The 15457-nt window shown below is 61.3% G+C and carries 17 protein-coding genes and 1 pseudogene; 6 read left to right on the forward strand and 12 right to left on the reverse strand.

From position 1 onward, the window contains the following. The first annotated feature begins 160 nt into the window (after positions 1-160). Positions 161-862, forward strand: coding sequence for a hypothetical protein (locus Psi02_RS20940; protein ID WP_203976653.1), 702 nt, complete (start codon positions 161-163; stop codon positions 860-862). 128 nt (positions 863-990) lie between these two features. Then, a complete protein-coding gene (locus Psi02_RS20945; RefSeq protein WP_203976655.1) occupies positions 991-1311 on the forward strand; it encodes a hypothetical protein in 321 nt (106 codons plus the stop codon). Positions 1312-1482: 171 nt separating this feature from the next. On the opposite strand, the gene Psi02_RS40735 is transcribed toward Psi02_RS20945, so the two are convergent. The 8 genes from Psi02_RS40735 to Psi02_RS20985 all read right to left on the reverse strand — a co-directional run bounded on the left by Psi02_RS40735 (position 1483) and on the right by Psi02_RS20985 (position 8894). Next, positions 1483-2199 (reverse strand): suppressor of fused domain protein, encoded by a 717-nt coding sequence (locus Psi02_RS40735; protein ID WP_275415223.1) that lies wholly within the window; start codon positions 2197-2199, stop codon positions 1483-1485. Positions 2200-2245: 46 nt separating this feature from the next. Then, the gene (locus tag Psi02_RS20955) at positions 2246-3052 is read right to left on the reverse strand and encodes an SMI1/KNR4 family protein (protein ID WP_203976660.1); all 807 of its coding nucleotides are present in this window, start codon (positions 3050-3052) and stop codon (positions 2246-2248) included. Positions 3053-3184: 132 nt separating this feature from the next. After that, positions 3185-4003 (reverse strand): protein phosphatase 2C domain-containing protein, encoded by an 819-nt coding sequence (locus Psi02_RS20960; protein WP_203976661.1) that lies wholly within the window; start codon positions 4001-4003, stop codon positions 3185-3187. A gap of 3 nt (positions 4004-4006) precedes the next feature. Next, a complete protein-coding gene (locus Psi02_RS20965; protein ID WP_239095037.1) occupies positions 4007-4849 on the reverse strand; it encodes a sigma factor-like helix-turn-helix DNA-binding protein in 843 nt (280 codons plus the stop codon). A 146-nt stretch (positions 4850-4995) separates the two neighbouring features. After that, positions 4996-5244 (reverse strand): hypothetical protein, encoded by a 249-nt coding sequence (locus Psi02_RS20970; protein ID WP_203976662.1) that lies wholly within the window; start codon positions 5242-5244, stop codon positions 4996-4998. 20 nt (positions 5245-5264) lie between these two features. Then, complete coding sequence (locus Psi02_RS20975) at positions 5265-5669, reverse strand: ATP-binding protein (RefSeq protein WP_203976663.1); 405 nt, start codon at positions 5667-5669, stop codon at positions 5265-5267. A 93-nt stretch (positions 5670-5762) separates the two neighbouring features. Continuing rightward, positions 5763-6605: a helix-turn-helix domain-containing protein gene (locus Psi02_RS20980; RefSeq protein ID WP_203976664.1), complete on the reverse strand. Its 843-nt coding sequence runs from the start codon at positions 6603-6605 to the stop codon at positions 5763-5765. Positions 6606-6845: 240 nt separating this feature from the next. Beyond that, on the reverse strand, positions 6846-8894 hold the full coding sequence (locus tag Psi02_RS20985) for a KAP family P-loop NTPase fold protein (RefSeq protein WP_203976665.1): 2049 nt from the start codon (positions 8892-8894) through the stop codon (positions 6846-6848). A gap of 1516 nt (positions 8895-10410) precedes the next feature. On the opposite strand from Psi02_RS20985, the gene Psi02_RS20990 reads away from it, so the two are divergent. Then, positions 10411-10872: a hypothetical protein gene (locus tag Psi02_RS20990; protein WP_203976666.1), complete on the forward strand. Its 462-nt coding sequence runs from the start codon at positions 10411-10413 to the stop codon at positions 10870-10872. A 40-nt stretch (positions 10873-10912) separates the two neighbouring features. Here Psi02_RS20990 and Psi02_RS20995 read toward each other — a convergent pair whose 3' ends face one another. The 4 genes and pseudogenes from Psi02_RS20995 to Psi02_RS40125 all read right to left on the reverse strand — a co-directional run. Beyond that, positions 10913-11929 carry an HNH endonuclease signature motif containing protein gene (locus Psi02_RS20995; RefSeq protein ID WP_203976668.1) on the reverse strand — a complete coding sequence of 339 codons (1017 nt, stop codon included), beginning with the start codon at positions 11927-11929 and terminating at the stop codon, positions 10913-10915. Between the two features lie 475 nt (positions 11930-12404). Further along, positions 12405-12605: a hypothetical protein gene (locus Psi02_RS21000; protein WP_203976669.1), complete on the reverse strand. Its 201-nt coding sequence runs from the start codon at positions 12603-12605 to the stop codon at positions 12405-12407. Positions 12606-12816: 211 nt separating this feature from the next. Further along, entirely contained in the window at positions 12817-13017 is a 201-nt protein-coding gene (locus Psi02_RS21005) for a site-specific integrase (RefSeq protein ID WP_203976670.1), read from the reverse strand. A gap of 59 nt (positions 13018-13076) precedes the next feature. After that, positions 13077-13487, reverse strand: a pseudogene (locus tag Psi02_RS40125) (replication initiator); the annotation flags it as partial. A gap of 117 nt (positions 13488-13604) precedes the next feature. Here Psi02_RS40125 and Psi02_RS21010 point away from each other — a divergent pair. Genes Psi02_RS21010 through Psi02_RS21020 form a run of 3 tightly spaced genes read left to right on the forward strand, consistent with a single transcriptional unit; the run spans position 13605 to position 15222 of the window. Next, a complete protein-coding gene (locus Psi02_RS21010) occupies positions 13605-14474 on the forward strand; it encodes a GntR family transcriptional regulator (RefSeq protein ID WP_203976671.1) in 870 nt (289 codons plus the stop codon). 50 nt (positions 14475-14524) lie between these two features. Next, positions 14525-14833 carry a DUF7677 family protein gene (locus Psi02_RS21015; protein ID WP_203976672.1) on the forward strand — a complete coding sequence of 103 codons (309 nt, stop codon included), beginning with the start codon at positions 14525-14527 and terminating at the stop codon, positions 14831-14833. Then, positions 14830-15222, forward strand: a complete 393-nt coding sequence (locus Psi02_RS21020) for a hypothetical protein (RefSeq protein ID WP_203976673.1) — start codon at positions 14830-14832, stop codon at positions 15220-15222. The genes Psi02_RS21015 and Psi02_RS21020 overlap by 4 nt, the downstream gene beginning before the upstream one ends. Positions 15223-15457 lie beyond the last annotated feature (235 nt).

Here is a 15457-nt window from a genome sequence, read left to right on the forward strand (position 1 = left end):
AGCTGCTCCTCCCTTCTGTCGACCCCCCTAGACGGGGTAAGTCGTGTGCCGTCGCCTTGATGGACTGTCTAGGGGGCTATGCAACAACGATAGTTAGGATCTGCCCAACTGTCTAGGGGGGTAAACGCAGCCGTTGACGCGCCGGGCCGTGATCGGCAGCATGACGTCAGTGATCAGTGACGTATGGCACAACAGCAAAGCTCAGCTGGACCCCGGGTCGGTTCTCTTTCAAAGCGACCGTCGCTTCCAGTTCTTCGCTTACGGCGTGAGCCACAGCCAACTGATGTTTCGTAGCACGCCTCTAGTCGTAGACCAGGACTCGACCATCGATCTCGTCTTCAAGCCGGTCACTGCCCTGAAGATCAGAGACGTCTATCGGGGGTTGACCATACGTTGTGCGACGGAAGAAGAGTTCGGCCTGATCAAGGCATTGTCCGGCGGTGACGTCGAGGGCGGCGAGCGGATCTTCATCCTGGAAAGCGACGGGGTGACCGACTACGTGATCAGTCTGGCTGTTGGCTGGCGGGAGGACGTTCTCCGTCGTACGAGACAGAGTCTGTTCGCGTACGTGTCAGAGGACATGCCCCGGTGGCCTACCCAGCCGCTGGACGGATTCCATATGCAACTCAACGTCGCCTCCGTGCGGGACCTCATCGACGCGATGAACGCCGACGACCAGCAGGTCCGTCGGGAGCGGTACCGAACCGTCTATGTGGTCATGACCCGTGTCGATCGCCGAGGTGTACCGGATATCAGCGGCGCCGGCGTTTTCCTCACCGAAGCCGACGCCGAGGACGCCTTGGCCTACATCGCTCCCAAGGTTGTCGACTGCTGGATCGAGCCCCTGCCGATCGCCATCTGAGTCCAACGCTGAGGGAAGGGCCATCGCCATCTGAGTCCAACGCTGAGGGAAGGGCCATCTCCAAGGATGACCGACCCCAAGATCCCGGTACGTGCAGCGCATCTCTGGAGGGAAGGACGGCCATGCCCATGTCGAACCATCTGCCGCACTATTTGCCGGCGTGGCAGGGAGTTGACCAGATCGCTCAAGGTCTGGATGTGGACGCACTCAGGGCAACAGCAAGAGAGCTTGTTGACCTGGTGCTCACTGAAGACGATGTCTACCTGGATGCGCTTCCGGACACCGTGGAAACCAGCCTGGTCACTCCACTTGGGATCTTGGCCTCTGTGCTTGAGGGACCTAGCACCTTCGTGGAACTCGTGGTGGCTGCCCGCTTAGTAAGAAAAAGCGCGCCTATTGCGCAGTGTCCCCCGGAGTTGGTTGCTCTGATTCGTCAGTTACCGGAATGATCTCGGACATCGAGTCCACTACTCAAAGCCGGGCTAGGGTTACGACGGAGGCGTTCTGCCATCTGGTGCGCGGAATGCGTGCCAACATCGAGCACGATCAATCGTGGTCTCTGGATCATCTCAAGAACGTTTATTGGGGGCCTCGTGCTCGTGAGCAGAGACCTGGTGCGGCTATACCAACAAGGATCCTTCTTCAGGTGTCCGGAAGGTTGAGTTTCTCGTCGGATCCCAGAACGGGACGTTCAAGGATTCCATCTTCGCCAATAGGTCATCTACTCCGTGACTGCGCGCATAGTCGAGCTCGTCACTGAAGACCGGGATAACCATGAGAAACTCGACATGTCGACCATCCTCAAGAACGACGGGAGCAGGATGGCCGTCGAGCGGCGATAGGATCACGAATCCGCCGAATCCATGCCCGTCAACCAGGCCTTGAAGTGCCCTGTATGTATGACCAGTAGACAAAACCTCGCCCGTCATTTGCGTATAGGCTCCCAGCCATGCCAAGCGGCTAGCAATATCATCGAATTCGGGGATCAGTCCAACGAAGAACTCCTGCCGATGGTTCGCGCTAAATCCTGGAATTGGATAATCGCTCGCGCCGACGGTTGCATAAATGTTCACCCCCTGCGTGTTGGCGCTAGTATTCCACTTTAGTACGCCGATAGAGATGTCTTCTGTATAGAATTCGGCCTCGCGGTCCGAAGTGCCCCACTCTATTTTGTAGTGCGACCTAACGTCATTTCGGCTAGTCGCGAGTTTCCTGCCAAAACGCCGGATATGCTTAAAGATCAAATTTTTTCTTCCCTTTCGAGGAACTCCGAGGGCGGATCTCAAGTATGGAAATAGGCTGAAGTGGCGTCGTCGTAGGTCTTGCTGCGGGGCCATCGTTGGCCGTACAGGTCTGACCGTTCTGTTTCGCGGACCTGGCGGATTAGTTCTGCTGGTACGGGTCGAATGGATCTGTGGAGTCCTCGGCGAGCCCTGCGGTGATCAACGTCCGCATGAACTCGTCGAGATTGGCGGCTACCAGTCCGAAGCCTGCAACGTCGGCATCGTAGATGCCGTTCTGGATTGCACTGTTCGGTAGCGCCAGGATCGGCCGGCCATCAGGTAGGGGTGCCGCGTAGAGCATGCCGCCACCGTTCGCAGCGATGATCATCACCTCCTGAGTTGTGGTGCCATGGCGGATGAACCTCGGTTCTCGGGAGTTGTGCAGCTCGGCGATCCAGTTTGGAGGTCCGATGAAGTAGCCGTTCCACAGGTCCGGGAGACTCACTTCTGCGATGGCGCCGAAGAAGGCTGAGATGTCAGCTGGGAGAGGAGCTCCTAGCTCCTGCGACAAGGCGCGGAGCTCTTCGTCTCCATCGGCCAGCACCGTCGTGTTGGTGCCGGGCGGGTAGCCGTACTTGCTCTCGAAGTCCGCAAGGAGGGCGCGCACGACGTTGTCGAGTTGCTCGATGATGTGATCGACATCCATGTCATGCCTTCGCTGCTTGGGGTCCCTCGTTGAAGAGGACAGACCCGAGCGCTGGTCAATTTCGTCTGAACCGATCGCCTCATACGAGGCCATGAGCGTTTCGTGTTGGTGTAGGGCGTCATTTCGTGCCGCGCTGAGGAGGACTGCATCCCTGGCCTCGGCGAGGGTGCCCTGTTTGGGACGCATGAGTTCGAGGGTGACGAGGATGGCCTCGAGCGTGGAGGTGCCGCGGTCGCGCAGGAGCCGCTGGATGGACTCCATATCTCCGTTGCGTCTCAGGAGCGACCGGCATTCTTCAAAGACAGCGGTCAGAAGTCCAAGGCGTTCCGGAGTTAGTCCGCGAACGTGCTCGAACACCAATGTCTCACCCTTCCGTAGAGACCAGGGCAGATCTCAGGCTTGGCAGTAGGCCGCAGTTGCGTCGTCGTGGGTCTTGCTGCGGGGCCAACCTTGGCCGTAGGGGTCCGACTGTTCGGCTACCCGGACTTGGCGGATTAGTTCCGCTGGTCCGTGCTCTGCGAGGGTGTCGAGGAGCCCGCGCCAGGTGGTGAGGTGGTAGCGGTCGACGGCGTCGGATGCCCCATCCGTCAGTAGCGCCACTGCACGAACAGAGCCAGCGGGCACTGTGCCGGTGAGGGCTTGGTCGGCGGCGAGGGGATCGGTGGAGGCAACCCAGAATCCGCCGTCGCGGTTCCGGTAGTCGGCCAAGCCTTCCACGTACACCCGTAGCGCTTCGGCGTGCTCCGGCGTGTTTCCGGGTAGGGCGTCGAGCCGGGTACGGCGAGGTGCAGCGACTTGGTCTAGCCGGTCGTCGCGGACCACTATTGGCTCTGTCGTGCTGGTGTCGAGGATGAGCGTGGAGTCGCCGAGGACGAGCCAGTCGAGCTGGTCGCCGGCCTGGCGGAGCAGGACGACGGTGGCGGAGGGGGAGCCGCCGTGGGACAGGTCGCAGGTGAAGTCGTGCAACGAGGTCACGTGTTTGATGCCCTTGGCGAGGAGTTCGGCCAGGGGGCCGGCGCTTTGGGTCATCTCGGCGAGCAGGGTGGAGCCGAGAGCGTGGGAATACCAGCGCACGCTGTGCGAGCAGTCCGATTCGATCCCGGCCGGGATGCTGGCGCCGTCGAGGAGGACGACCGCGTCCGGGGTGGCGCCGATGAAGTCCTCATTGGGCCGACCGGGGAAGGCGGGTTCGCTCGCGAAGGTGACGTGCACGGGTCAGCTCTGTTCGTGCCGGTAGAGCGGGCTGGCCAGTTCCGCCCGCACGGGTTCCCCGGTCGTCGGGTCGTATTCGACGTCGACCACGCAGGAGAACCGCTTGTCGTCGACCTGTCCCCAAAGGGTGGCGATTTCGTTGGTGAGGAAGTGGACGACGCCGAGTGAGCCGTTGGGGCGGATACCGGCGATGGCGAGGAACGACCCGTTACCGTCCGGGCGTGGGAGCCGGCCGAGGAATGCCGAGTCGGTGGGCTGCTGCGGGTCTGCCTGGGTGCCGGAGCGGAACACCTGCTTGGTGCGGGTGTCGATGAGCATCCAGCCCTTGTCATCGCGATCCCAGCGGATGACCGGATCGGTGTCGTAGGCCGCGCGCATGGCGTCGGACATGCGGGGGCCGCAGATGACGAGCAGGCCGTCCTGGTTGAGATCGATCTGGCCGTCAACGGTGACGTTGTCAGTGGCGACGTTCAGGCCGAAGCCGCGGGCAAGGTCTTCCAGCCGCTTGCCGGAGCGCATGTCGTCCAAAGCGACCATGGAACGGCCAGTTTCGGCGTCGTGCCGCAGCGGGGTGACGACGGTGACCATCCCAGTGCCGAGGAACGCGCCCTCGGGGGCGGGGCCGGTGTGGCGGATCTGGTGGATGCGGCCGCGGGACAGGCCGGCCTTTTCTGCGATCTGCGCGTAGGACATTCCCTGCGCGTGGAGTTCCTGGATCACGCGGCGGCGGAGCCGGGCCAGTTCGGTGACTTCCTGCTGTGCGGCGTTGAGTCGTTCGGTGGCGACCCGGAGTAGCCGGTAAGGGTCATCGATCGCGGCGATGCGGTCCAGGTCGGTCGGTGGCACGTTTCCTCCTTGGCGGTGCTCGACCGAGTCTAGGCCCCTAGACGAAATGCCGTCCATCCCCCTTGACAGTACGGTTTTGAGGGGTTTGCCGCTTTTTGGGTCCACGGCTCGGATCGCGGAACGCCGGTTCGGTACGCCTCGCGGACTCATCGTGCCATCCCGACAAGGATGGTCGCCCACAGTTCTCGGACCTGCCGGATCGGCATGCGCTGCGTCTCGGTGACCGTGACCGCGTCGCCTTGGACGGTGCGGCGGATGAAGCCGAGTCCGCCCGACTCGCACAGCTCGTAGATCAGGGCCTTGCAGTCACACGTCCACGCCACCACCCGGCATCGGACATCGCCCCGCGGATCAAGCCAGGCCAGCCGGTGGTATCCCGACTGAGGCACCGGCACGTGAGGAGCCAGGCAGTCGCTCACTCCGAGGCGACCAGCGCCGGCACCGTGGACAGGACAGCCCAGACGGTACGGCCATGCTCGTCCCCGCACACGCCCCACTGCGCCGCCAGGGCGGAGACCAGCATCAGGCCCCGTCCGCCTTCATCGTCAGAGCCTGCTGAGAGTTGCGGAGAGTGCGGGCCACCCTCGTCCAGGACGCCGAGCCATAGCCCGTTGGAGACTACCCGGATGGTCACCATGAACCGGCCTCCGAATCGGCCGCTTGCCGAGTGCCGTACGGCGTTGGTGGCCAGTTCGCTCACGATGAGTTCGGCCGCCTCCAGGCACGGCCAGTCGCGCAGGAAGGCGGTGACGAACCGGCGGGCTTCGGTCACCGAAGCGGGGGAGCCGAGGAAGAAGCGGGACATGCGCCAGGCCAGCATGGGGAAGCTCCGATGTCTAGGGGGCTATACATCCACATGCTCAGCGTATGAGTCACCTTAGAAGGCGCTCAAGCTATTCCACGTATAAATGCGTCACTGGCCGAGCTTTGTTGCCAGCTCCCTGAAGTCGGCCGCGATCTCGCCGAGGAGATCCCGCAGCTCGTCGCCGTACACGGCCGCGGCAGCGAACGCGTGGAGAGTCTCCATGTGCATGGTGATGTCGCCAGGGTCGAGGTGAGTCACATCGCCCGTGAGCGCCTCTACGACACTGGTCGACTCGTCGTAGATCGTGAATCCATGCAACGGGAAGCCTGGCGCGGGGACCGTCCAGGGCACAACACCCACTCGGACATGGGGCAGTGTCGACACCTGGGCTAACCTGTCGAGTTGGGCCAGCATCAACGATGGAGATCCCGGCCAGGTCCGTACCGCACCCTCAGTCAGCACGAACGCGAACTCACGGTCGGCATCGAACAGGACAGCCTGGGCGCTCACCCGCGAGGCCGCCGCATTCGCTGCGTCATCCTCGTCAACATCACGGCCGACCGCCAGGGCAAGCCGCGCGTACTCAGCAGTCTGGAGCAGGGCCGGAATCATCGCCGATTGGAAGGACACCACGCGTTGGGCCGAGCGAACCCGTGCAGCATCAGCCGCCTCGCGCCCGGCTAGCCCGCTCTTCAGGCGTGCCACCTCGTCTCGAAGCCGCAGGAGCAGGTCATCCAGCCGTCCGCGATTCCGATCATCGAGCTCAAGGGCAACTGAAAGCCGGTCGACAGTCTCCGGCGTCGGAAGAAGCTGCCCCGTCTCTATCCGCGAGATCGTAGGCTGAGCCACTCCTGCACGCTGTGCCAACTCCTTGCCGGTCAGCTCCGCGCCCTTGCGTAACTGACGAAACAGCTCACCCAGCGCACGCAGCCGATCCCGCCGATCCTCCATCCGAGCGTTTTACCACGGGGAACAATCATCGGAGCGACGATCGCAGGACGTAATGGCCGGCAGGCTCGCCGCGGCGTGGACGACGTCGAGTTCACTCGTGGCCGGACGGCAACTCTCGCCACGCCCTCCGCCAAGGGATTCTCCAGGCCGGGCGGGTGGGCTAATTACTGAACAGGTAGTTTGACTCGCCGCCACGAAATTCTCTCCTGAGCCGCCATAATCTAATCGAACCTCCCAGCATTAAAACTCTTTAGGCCTCCACCCCTCTAGATACTTGTCTACAAGCTGGATGAGTGAGGTTTCGTCACCCATTGCGGTTACAGCAGCGTTCCGACAGCGGCGAATGTTTTCCTCGCCGCCGACAACCTCTTTCAGGATCCCCCATGCGATACGATCGCTAATATCTACAGCCCTGGACCCCATGGTCTGCCTACGCGCTTGACTCACGGAAGTGGTCAGCAGTCTTGAAGCGAATTCCGGCTCATCAAGAAATGTCTCCGGAATAATCCAGATGCGAGGATCGTCATTAGCTCCGGCCCACCACATGAGCCGGAGGAGATCCCATTCATGCGCTAGATCGGTCGCGGCAGAAGATCGAACCTCTTCTCTGATCTCCTCTTCTAGCGATCTCCATTCGGCTTCCTCTACCAGCTTATGTCCTGCGTTCTCCTCATGACCGACCAACTTCAGCAGTATGAGCTTTGATGAATATTGATGCACCCTCGGAAGTATGCTGCGAACTAATGCTAGAACCTGATCGGGTCCGCCCGTAGGCAGCAGGAGTCGGTAAACCACGCGGGAGACTACTAGATCCGGACCAATATCGAAAAAACTTCTAGCCTGACGCCGAAGGCGTGGCAATTGGTTCAGGAGGACAACTATTGCCGCCGTGGGATCAACGCCAGAGAACTCTTCTTGATGGGACTCCAGTGCGGCAACGATCGACTCAACTTGCGACGGCTCTAAATCACTAAGCGCCTGCGACAGGAAATCTTCGTCCTCGATATGCGCAAATAATAACTCCGCCGCCACCGCACTTCTCATGCCTGAGGGCATGGACATCTGTAGATAAAACGAAAGCACATCAGAGTGGGCAACGCGACGTTCGCGAAGCCAGGTCGCTGCCGACTCCGTGCCATAGCTCTCGTTTATGCCGAGTCGGAGCTTTGAAGCTGGAAAGAGCCTTGTACAAATCGCGCGCAAAATTCCTTGATTCTGTTCATCCGAATCAACGAAGGCGCGGACCTGCTCGGTGTACTTCGGATCGTCGTGTGAGCCATAGGTAGGTGTTGTTAATCCGGGGGCTGCGGACGAGAGTAACGAAAAAGCATCCGGCAGGAATGTCCGCACTGCCTCTAATGCTAGAACATCCACGAGTTCTATTCGATCATCCAGTATCGACAGCACGGTGCGAAGCGGGCCGACATAACGTCGGACATCGCGAACGGTAGACAGAAGAGGCGCTATAATCTCGATAAAGACATCGGGCCATACGTCAGTCGAAAATCGAGAGTACTGAACATCTTGTATTACCTGATCCAGCTCGGCAAACAAAATTGCATGAAGCTCTATCGGTGCAATATTAGGGACATTAAACATCACCTGAACGATTTTTTCTAGATAGGCTCTACCGGGAAGCCCGTCTTCGTTCAACGCGAGTTCGACTCTTTGACGGTCAAACGACAGGATGTATACCAGGTTTGGGAATGCCCCGGTTAAGCGAACCATTCGAAGGACGTCCCGGATCTCTTGACCAGTAAGTCTATCGAGGTCGTCTAGAATTATAATCATCGGCTGTCCAAGATCCCTGAGCGCGTCCGCTAGCGCGTTCTTTTGCTCTTGAACGCCCCGGATCTGGCTCTCCTCCATAAACTTCCCCGCAGCGGCTGCGGTTTCGGCCGCGGCGCCTAAGGCAGTGCCTATGATCGGTACAACCTTAATGGGAGAGAATAGAGCACCGTACTTCTTTAACGAACCAGCAATCTTCTTTTGTTTCGGGTTCCCATACTCAAGCTGGCTTGCCATCTCGCCAAAGAAAAAATTGACGAGCTGATCAGTTCCCGAGAACAGCCATGGATTAAACTTCAAGACTTTAATTTCCTTGGCGGTCAACTCCTCTTCCATCATGTTAAGCATTGAGGTCTTTCCTGACCCCCAAGGACCCGTTACCGCAAAAACAAGACCATTTGGTGCCGTCGTCTGCCCAATCGCGGCCGCCCACTGGCATGCAATGGAACGACGACCCAGAATGTCGTTCTCGCTAGATACAGGCTCATCTCCGGTGATCACGTTCTCCTCCTATCGACGTACTCTGATCTCAGGTTTACAACCATACGAGGAGATCCGAAACTCTGAGCGTGTGTTGCCGAATTGTGCTTATAGAGATCAAGGGCGGCGCTCCGCGCCGCCTCGCGACCCTACGCCCGCTCGGCGGCCGGGCATGCGGCCTGGGGGCCGGTCCCGGCCGCCGGCGACTCGGGCGCGTGCGATGGTGAACTTGCTCTAGACGCAAGGCTGGACTCGTGCGCGCAGATCTGCAACGCTGATCTTTCATCGGGGCTGCTCGCATACACCAATGTCGCACTTCGCGGAAGACGCTATTTGCATGGATTCAGACAGCGAAGACGGGCCCGGAACTTCGTCACGCGCGGAGGCTGCCGCACGGTTCAGGGATGCACTTTACGACAGGACTTTAGCGTCCATCCCCGTGGATCTGGCGGCACGAGTTGCTGAGGCTTCAGTCGCAACTCAGCTTCTCGTCAACCAAGTAGCAGTCCGAGTAGCCGTCGACACACAGCGACGAGTCACGCGGCGCACGGTCAGAGAGCTCTCTGTCCTCTGGGTAATTGGCGTCGTGCCAGCTGCCTGGTCTCGTTCACTGGCTTACTTCATCTACGTTCTCGCTGGGGGCCTGGCCTTTGTCATCGCTGCCTATTGGTGGTCGGTGCATGAGCTCAAGAAACGTGGCACGGTGAGCGAATGATTGTGCCTCCGGCGGGGGCCTCCAACTCCGGGATGATCGCTAGGGCAGGGAGGGTCCGCGGGTGGCTGAGGCAGGGCCCGCGCATCCCTCCTGCCATCGACCCAGGCAGAGCCCAGCAGACCGACTCCTCCGGCGAAAGCCCGTCTGTGCCTGTTGGCGTCCAATGGCCGAGGAACGGCGAGTGGCCGACGTACACGCGAAGACGGGCTTGCACCTGCGTCACCGGCCCGCTGTCGCTTCGCGATGGGTCGACGGCATACGGGATGCGCGGACGGGGGAGGAGCGTGCGGTTCCGCACGAGCATCAGGCCGTGCGGGATATGCGCTGGATGATCTTTCGCGCCGATGCTCATCCTTATTCAGGAGACGTAGGCGCAGCTCATCGATATCGCGTAGCTGACAACCTCGGTTACCTGTAGAACCGTCGGCAGTGCTAGTCCGGGCCGTTCTGGCTTTCGCGACGGAAGGCGCGTGAGGTACTCCTGATCGGTCGCCGAGGGAGACGCCGGCGGATCCTTGCTCGTCACCGCGCGGACGTCCTCTTACTGCAACGCTGGATGCATCACCCGATTGGAGCCGCAAAGCCTGGCTCCCTGGCCAGTAGCAGGAGCGACAGGGCCGACCGCATCGTCAGCTCATGGCCGGTTTATGTGGTTCTACTGCGACACGTTCGGGTCTGCCGTGCCAACGACGGAGGAACTCCCCCTGCTCTGATCACCGAGGACACCCTGTCCCATCTCATCGGCGACGGCGCCGCACAGTACGCGCAGCAGCAGCGACACCCCGTGCTGTAGAGAAGACTGTCCTTGAGATCGTCGCGAACGTGACAACGGACGGCTGGAAAGCCACTGTCGCTCAGCGATCTTCCGATCTCCTCGGTAGCGCCCTTTGGGATGAAGTTCGCACAGCACGGCACTCTGACTGCGCCCCGCTGGCTGCAGCTGCTCGCAAGCTTCTAGAAGCACAGGACCAAACCCACGCTCTCGTTGCCGACATACTGGTGGGCAAATCGCCTGCCGACAGGGTGGGGAGATGTCTCGTAGAACTCCTCCGGAACTATGCCACGAAGATCCCGATCCCAGGCGAGCAGATCTTTGAGGTCTCCGCTCGGGCTCTCCGGATCATGGGCATTTACCGATGCACTGTCGCTGGCGAACTGAACCGGTGTGAATGCCTTGCCGATCTTGTTCAAGCTGTCGGGAAGGACAAGCTCAAAGAGGTGATCTCCATCGGCCTGGACGATTGGGCCGACAAGATTCCGCGGCCCGCCGTCGATCGGCCGTGAGCCAGTCAGGCTGCTCTCGGGCCATTAGCGGGCCCTTGTCTCATTGAATGTCGTCGTAAAGCAGGACCCGCGCAGGCCGGTCCGTTCTGGAGTTCCCGCGTTGGGAGAGGCGATGCTTGGCGACATTGTAGGCCCAGGCGTGCGTAGCGACCTTCTTTTCTACACCGAAGTGCTTCCCAGTCGCTGCATCGAGTACCCGATGATACTCCTCTTGTAGATTCCAAGAGGATTCAGAGAAGTCGGTTTCAGTCCAGTCGTATAGGTGTCGCAATTCAAATTTTACCGCGGCGATGAAATCCATTTCCGAGCGGTCGTGTTTTTCTGTTCGGGAGCCGAGTGCGCGCATCCAATCTTTGACATTTTCGGGGGCTTGCTCCCACTTGCTTCCTGAGTCTCTCATTTCTGCATAGTCAACCCAAGCCCAGAAAGCCTCCGCATCCGCGATATCCGGAGCCTGGCTGTGATGTTCCTGACACAAAAACGCGAAGTTGCGGACGTTCATCGAACCGCCCAGGGCGGTGGGAACGACGTGGGCGCGCTCGACCTTAGTCTTCCAGCACACCAGGCAACACGCCGCGTCCATTCCGAGGTACTCGGCGATCGCGTCTCTAGAAGGGGGAGTTCTACGGGCGGCGGTATCTATCTCCCTCGGTCGGACGGGCAGGAGATCCACGTCGTACCAGAAGCCGTTCTCGCCCTCCGGGTAGGAAATATCGAGTCGCTCAGGGATGTCGTCTAACTGCTTCTGTTTATTCCGCACCCTGTATATCGGTGTAGTGATCTCGGTTAGGTATGGGAAAAGCATATCGAGCAAAAAGTGCCGCATTATCTCCCATGAGTCGTGGTCGTAGCCGCCAATGTCGTTCTTGTGGCCCTGGACTCTGAGGTGGAGGAGGCGTGGTGCACCAGGTCTGGTCCGTTCGGCCATCTGCGCTACTTTGAATATGCGCTGTGCGCAGCGTTCAAAGTTTTCATACACGGCCATGTCGTGGTAGAGAAGAACGCTCTTTGGCTGTTGGCTCTGGCGAGGTGAGGCCTTACGCGTCTTCTTAGGCATGTATCCCTCCGCTGTTGCGCAGAGTTAGATGATGCCAGACGGCTCTGACAAAATCCTGCTGATACCCAGTGGGTGGCGGTCAGCCCTTGGGGCGTCGGCATTTGATCGGCTGCGCCAATCGAGGTAGGCGATCGGAAGGAGAGGAGCACGCAGGGGCGCCCGTCGCGGATCGTGTCTCGGCCACCGTGCCATTGCCGTGCCATTCGACGGCAAGCAGCGGCTCCGTATGGCGATCCGAAGCGCTGATGACATGGGCGAACGGCATGATCACCGTGCCATTAGCGTGCCATTAGGCGGCGCCCGAGCTGGTCAGTGGGGGAGGGCCGGCTAGGTAGACCCGCAGTTCAGCGCGCCGCAAGTAGCGCGCTTGGCTCCTTACAAGCGAGGGGTCACTGGTTCGAACCCAGTACCGCCCACCAGGCAAAACGCGCCTTCTCTGATCTTGCTTTCCCGGGCTGAGTGACGAACTGAGTGACTATGCCTCGGAGAGGCAGTTGATCTTCTCTAGGTCCCGCAGAAGCACCAGGCGGATCTTCTTGCGGTAGGTAGTCTCGGTGACCACCGTGTTCTGGTGGCCGGTGGGCATGAGGTTGTGCCGATCTGATGGCAGCGTCCGGCATGGAATCGCCTTGTTCACGGATCGCCAGTGGTCGGGGGAGGAGCGGGCAATCTGCATGCTTCCGAGGGCGCGTCCGGCTCGCCGTGTTCGATCTCATATAGGCACTCTCCGCAGGGTGACGCATCATCGTCATCGAATGCGCCCCCAGGATGCTCACGCCAGTCGTGGCCACATGCGGGGCAATCGCCGTAGAAACGTATGCGACCCTGCCAACGCCGGAATATGTTCACCGCGACATGATGCCTCCTCCCTGTGATCCCAGGTCGCTTCATGAGAAGAAGAGGTCATCCATGGTCTCGGCACCCTGCATGAGCACGGGCCGGATCTGCTTGCGGTAGACGGTCTCGGTGACGACCGTATTCCGGTGGCCGGCGAGGCGGGAGATGTCCTCGATCGGGACGCCGGAGTCTGACAGCAGCGAGACGAAGCTGTCCCGCATTTCGCGGGGGGACCAGTCTTTGCCGGGCAAGCCGGCCGCCCGTGTTCACACGTCCGGTCCCGGTTGCGGGGACGGCAGGCTCGCACGGTCCCGCTCGTCTCGCGTCGGGTGTGGACCTGCCCGAAGGACGGGGCCATCAAGGTGACGAATGCCCGCGGATGAGCGCTGACCGTCTCCGGTATTCCTTTGCCGCCGGACAGGCCCGCGCGGATCAGGTGGAAGGTGTCGGCGCGGTAGACCTCTGAGCAGGCCGGGCAGACCGATACGCGCCGGTTGCCGCAGGCGACCAGGAGGTGCCCGCCGGGTTCGTCGGTGGTGGTGTAGGTGTGCAGCGCCTCGCCCGTGCTCGCGTCAACGACCGTCGAGTCGCCGGTGAGGTGGATCGGGTGGGCGCAGCCGCCTGTTGCGGCGACCATCTGCCGCCATCGTTGGTAGCCCGGCGCGTTGACGACCCGCACGAGGTCGGTCATCCATTCCGGGTGTTCGTTGCCAGCGTTCATGATCAACCACCACCTTCCCGCGATCGCAGTACCACTTGTAGTACATGTTGACTTACTTTGATCTGCTCGTCAACCTGTAGTACAAGTAGTGCTGAGAAAAGTTCGGGGAAGGAAGTCATGGAGACCGACGAGAAAAACGCCATCTGGCGCGTCATCACCACCGACCTACGCGCCGCCATCCTGGACGGCCGCTATCCACCAGGCGGCGCACTCCCCAGCGAACCCGAGCTCGTCAGGAAGTACGACGTCTCGCGCCCCACCGTCCGCAAGGCCATCGACACCCTGGTCTCCGAAGGACTGGCCTACGTCATGCGCGGACGCGGCTCATTCGTCCGCCCCATGCCCGAACGCCGCGCCATCGTCATCACCGACCGCAAACGCCCCGACCTCGCCGCCCCCGGCAACCACCCCGACGTCCAAGAATTCGGCTGGGACCTCGCCATGCGCGACGCCGACCCTGACGCCCCGCTGTTCACCGACGAGAAGATCAGCGCCAACCGCGATACCGCGATCATCCTCGGCGTCAGGCCCGGACACCCCGTCATCCACCGCCACAGCATGTGGCACCGCGGCCACAGCGCTGTCATCCACGGCGCGTCCGCCCGACTGGAGATCAACTCCTACACCAACGCCGACATGCTTCCCGACTGGGACAACCCCAAGCGCCACGACCAGTACCGCAAACGCGCCGGGTTCTTCTACCAGTCGCTCATCCGCGAACACGGCCCCATCCGATGGATGACCCTCACCACCGCCCGCATCGCCTACGAAGACGAACGCACCCTGCTCGCGATGGACTACGCCGAAGCACTGCTGATCATCCGCCGCACCATGGCCCACGCCAACGGCCGGCCCATCGAGGTCACCGAGGTCAAAGCCTCTGCCAACCGCTACGAGATCGGCTACCACGCAGAGCTTGCCGACGAGCCCACCATCGACCTGACCCCGCAGGAACTCAGAGACAACGGCATCGACCTCGTGATTTAAGCAGTTCACCAATGTTCGCTGGTACTGCCAGCGCGTCAGACAAGGGGAACATGGCTCAACTATCGGAAGATGTGCGGGCCAGTTTGCGCTTCTTCGCGTTCTACCTGGCCAACGGCACCTTAGACATGGAACTGCTGGACGGCGTCGACTACAAGCCCGCTCTGATGGAGTTCGGCTCAACATTGGAGATGGTGTTCACGATCTACACCAACGTCCTTGAGGTCGATGAGACCGGCAGAGTCATCAACGACGGCGACGCTCAGATACGTGCAGCCCAATGGATCCGCCATTACTGCGACCCGTCATACGTAGTAGACCCGCCATTCCAGCCGTGGGAAACCGAGCTGGCTGGCCCTTGAGCCGACCGGGGAAGGTCGTCAGTCCCCGCGACGTCTGCTCGGACACCGGCCTGGCCCGACTCTCCTACGGCCAGGCCCGCGCCTTGCTGGACGAGCACACCGCCGTGTGCGGGCCGGGAACCGGCTGGGACCTGCACGAGTACCGCCATTCCGCCCTGACCCACCTCGGTGAGCAGGGTGCCTCCTTGCTGATGCTGATGGCGAAGTCCCGGCACAGGAAGCCGGAGAACGTCCCGCCGCTACTTCAAGCCGTCCCCGGAAGCGATCTCGGAGCTGACGAGCCTGCTCGCGCCTGGCGACGCGCGCCGCTGAACCCTGCTGTCACTGGTGTGACGTGGGTCAAGCCGTGGCTGGGCGCGGAGCACCGGCTGCGGGCCGCGGGGGCGTAGCAGCCGTCAGTCGCAGTCCTCGGCGGCGGGGCCTCGCGACTTCGCAGTCGAGGAAGTCCTCGCGCACTGCGGCCAGCCGTCGATCGACCCGGTCGATCGGTCCGGCAGTCGAATGTTCACTCACACGTGGCTGATCGTTTGGATCATGCGCGCGGTGCGGCCGAGGGCCGGGCGGACACTTCCCTCAGCCCGTCAACAGCATGGTTGCGGGCCAGTCCCGCACGCCAACTCGGGA

This window comes from Planotetraspora silvatica, assembly GCF_016863315.1.
GTDB lineage: Bacteria > Actinomycetota > Actinomycetes > Streptosporangiales > Streptosporangiaceae > Planotetraspora > Planotetraspora silvatica.

What these genes read in the sequence shown, in the direction of transcription:
- Psi02_RS20940 (WP_203976653.1), top strand. Translation starts at nt 161, where the DNA reads ATGACGTCAGTGATCAGTGACGTATGGCACAACAGCAAAGCTCAGCTG.
- Psi02_RS21015 (WP_203976672.1), top strand. Translation starts at nt 14,525, where the DNA reads ATGGCTCAACTATCGGAAGATGTGCGGGCCAGTTTGCGCTTCTTCGCG.
- Psi02_RS40735 (WP_275415223.1), bottom strand. Translation starts at nt 2,199, where the DNA reads ATGGCCCCGCAGCAAGACCTACGACGACGCCACTTCAGCCTATTTCCA.
- Psi02_RS21000 (WP_203976669.1), bottom strand. Translation starts at nt 12,605, where the DNA reads ATGCAGATTGCCCGCTCCTCCCCCGACCACTGGCGATCCGTGAACAAG.
- Psi02_RS21010 (WP_203976671.1), top strand. Translation starts at nt 13,605, where the DNA reads ATGGAGACCGACGAGAAAAACGCCATCTGGCGCGTCATCACCACCGAC.
- Psi02_RS20955 (WP_203976660.1), bottom strand. Translation starts at nt 3,052, where the DNA reads ATGGAGTCCATCCAGCGGCTCCTGCGCGACCGCGGCACCTCCACGCTC.
- Psi02_RS20975 (WP_203976663.1), bottom strand. Translation starts at nt 5,669, where the DNA reads ATGCTGGCCTGGCGCATGTCCCGCTTCTTCCTCGGCTCCCCCGCTTCG.
- Psi02_RS20980 (WP_203976664.1), bottom strand. Translation starts at nt 6,605, where the DNA reads ATGGAGGATCGGCGGGATCGGCTGCGTGCGCTGGGTGAGCTGTTTCGT.
- Psi02_RS20945 (WP_203976655.1), top strand. Translation starts at nt 991, where the DNA reads ATGTCGAACCATCTGCCGCACTATTTGCCGGCGTGGCAGGGAGTTGAC.
- Psi02_RS20995 (WP_203976668.1), bottom strand. Translation starts at nt 11,929, where the DNA reads ATGCCTAAGAAGACGCGTAAGGCCTCACCTCGCCAGAGCCAACAGCCA.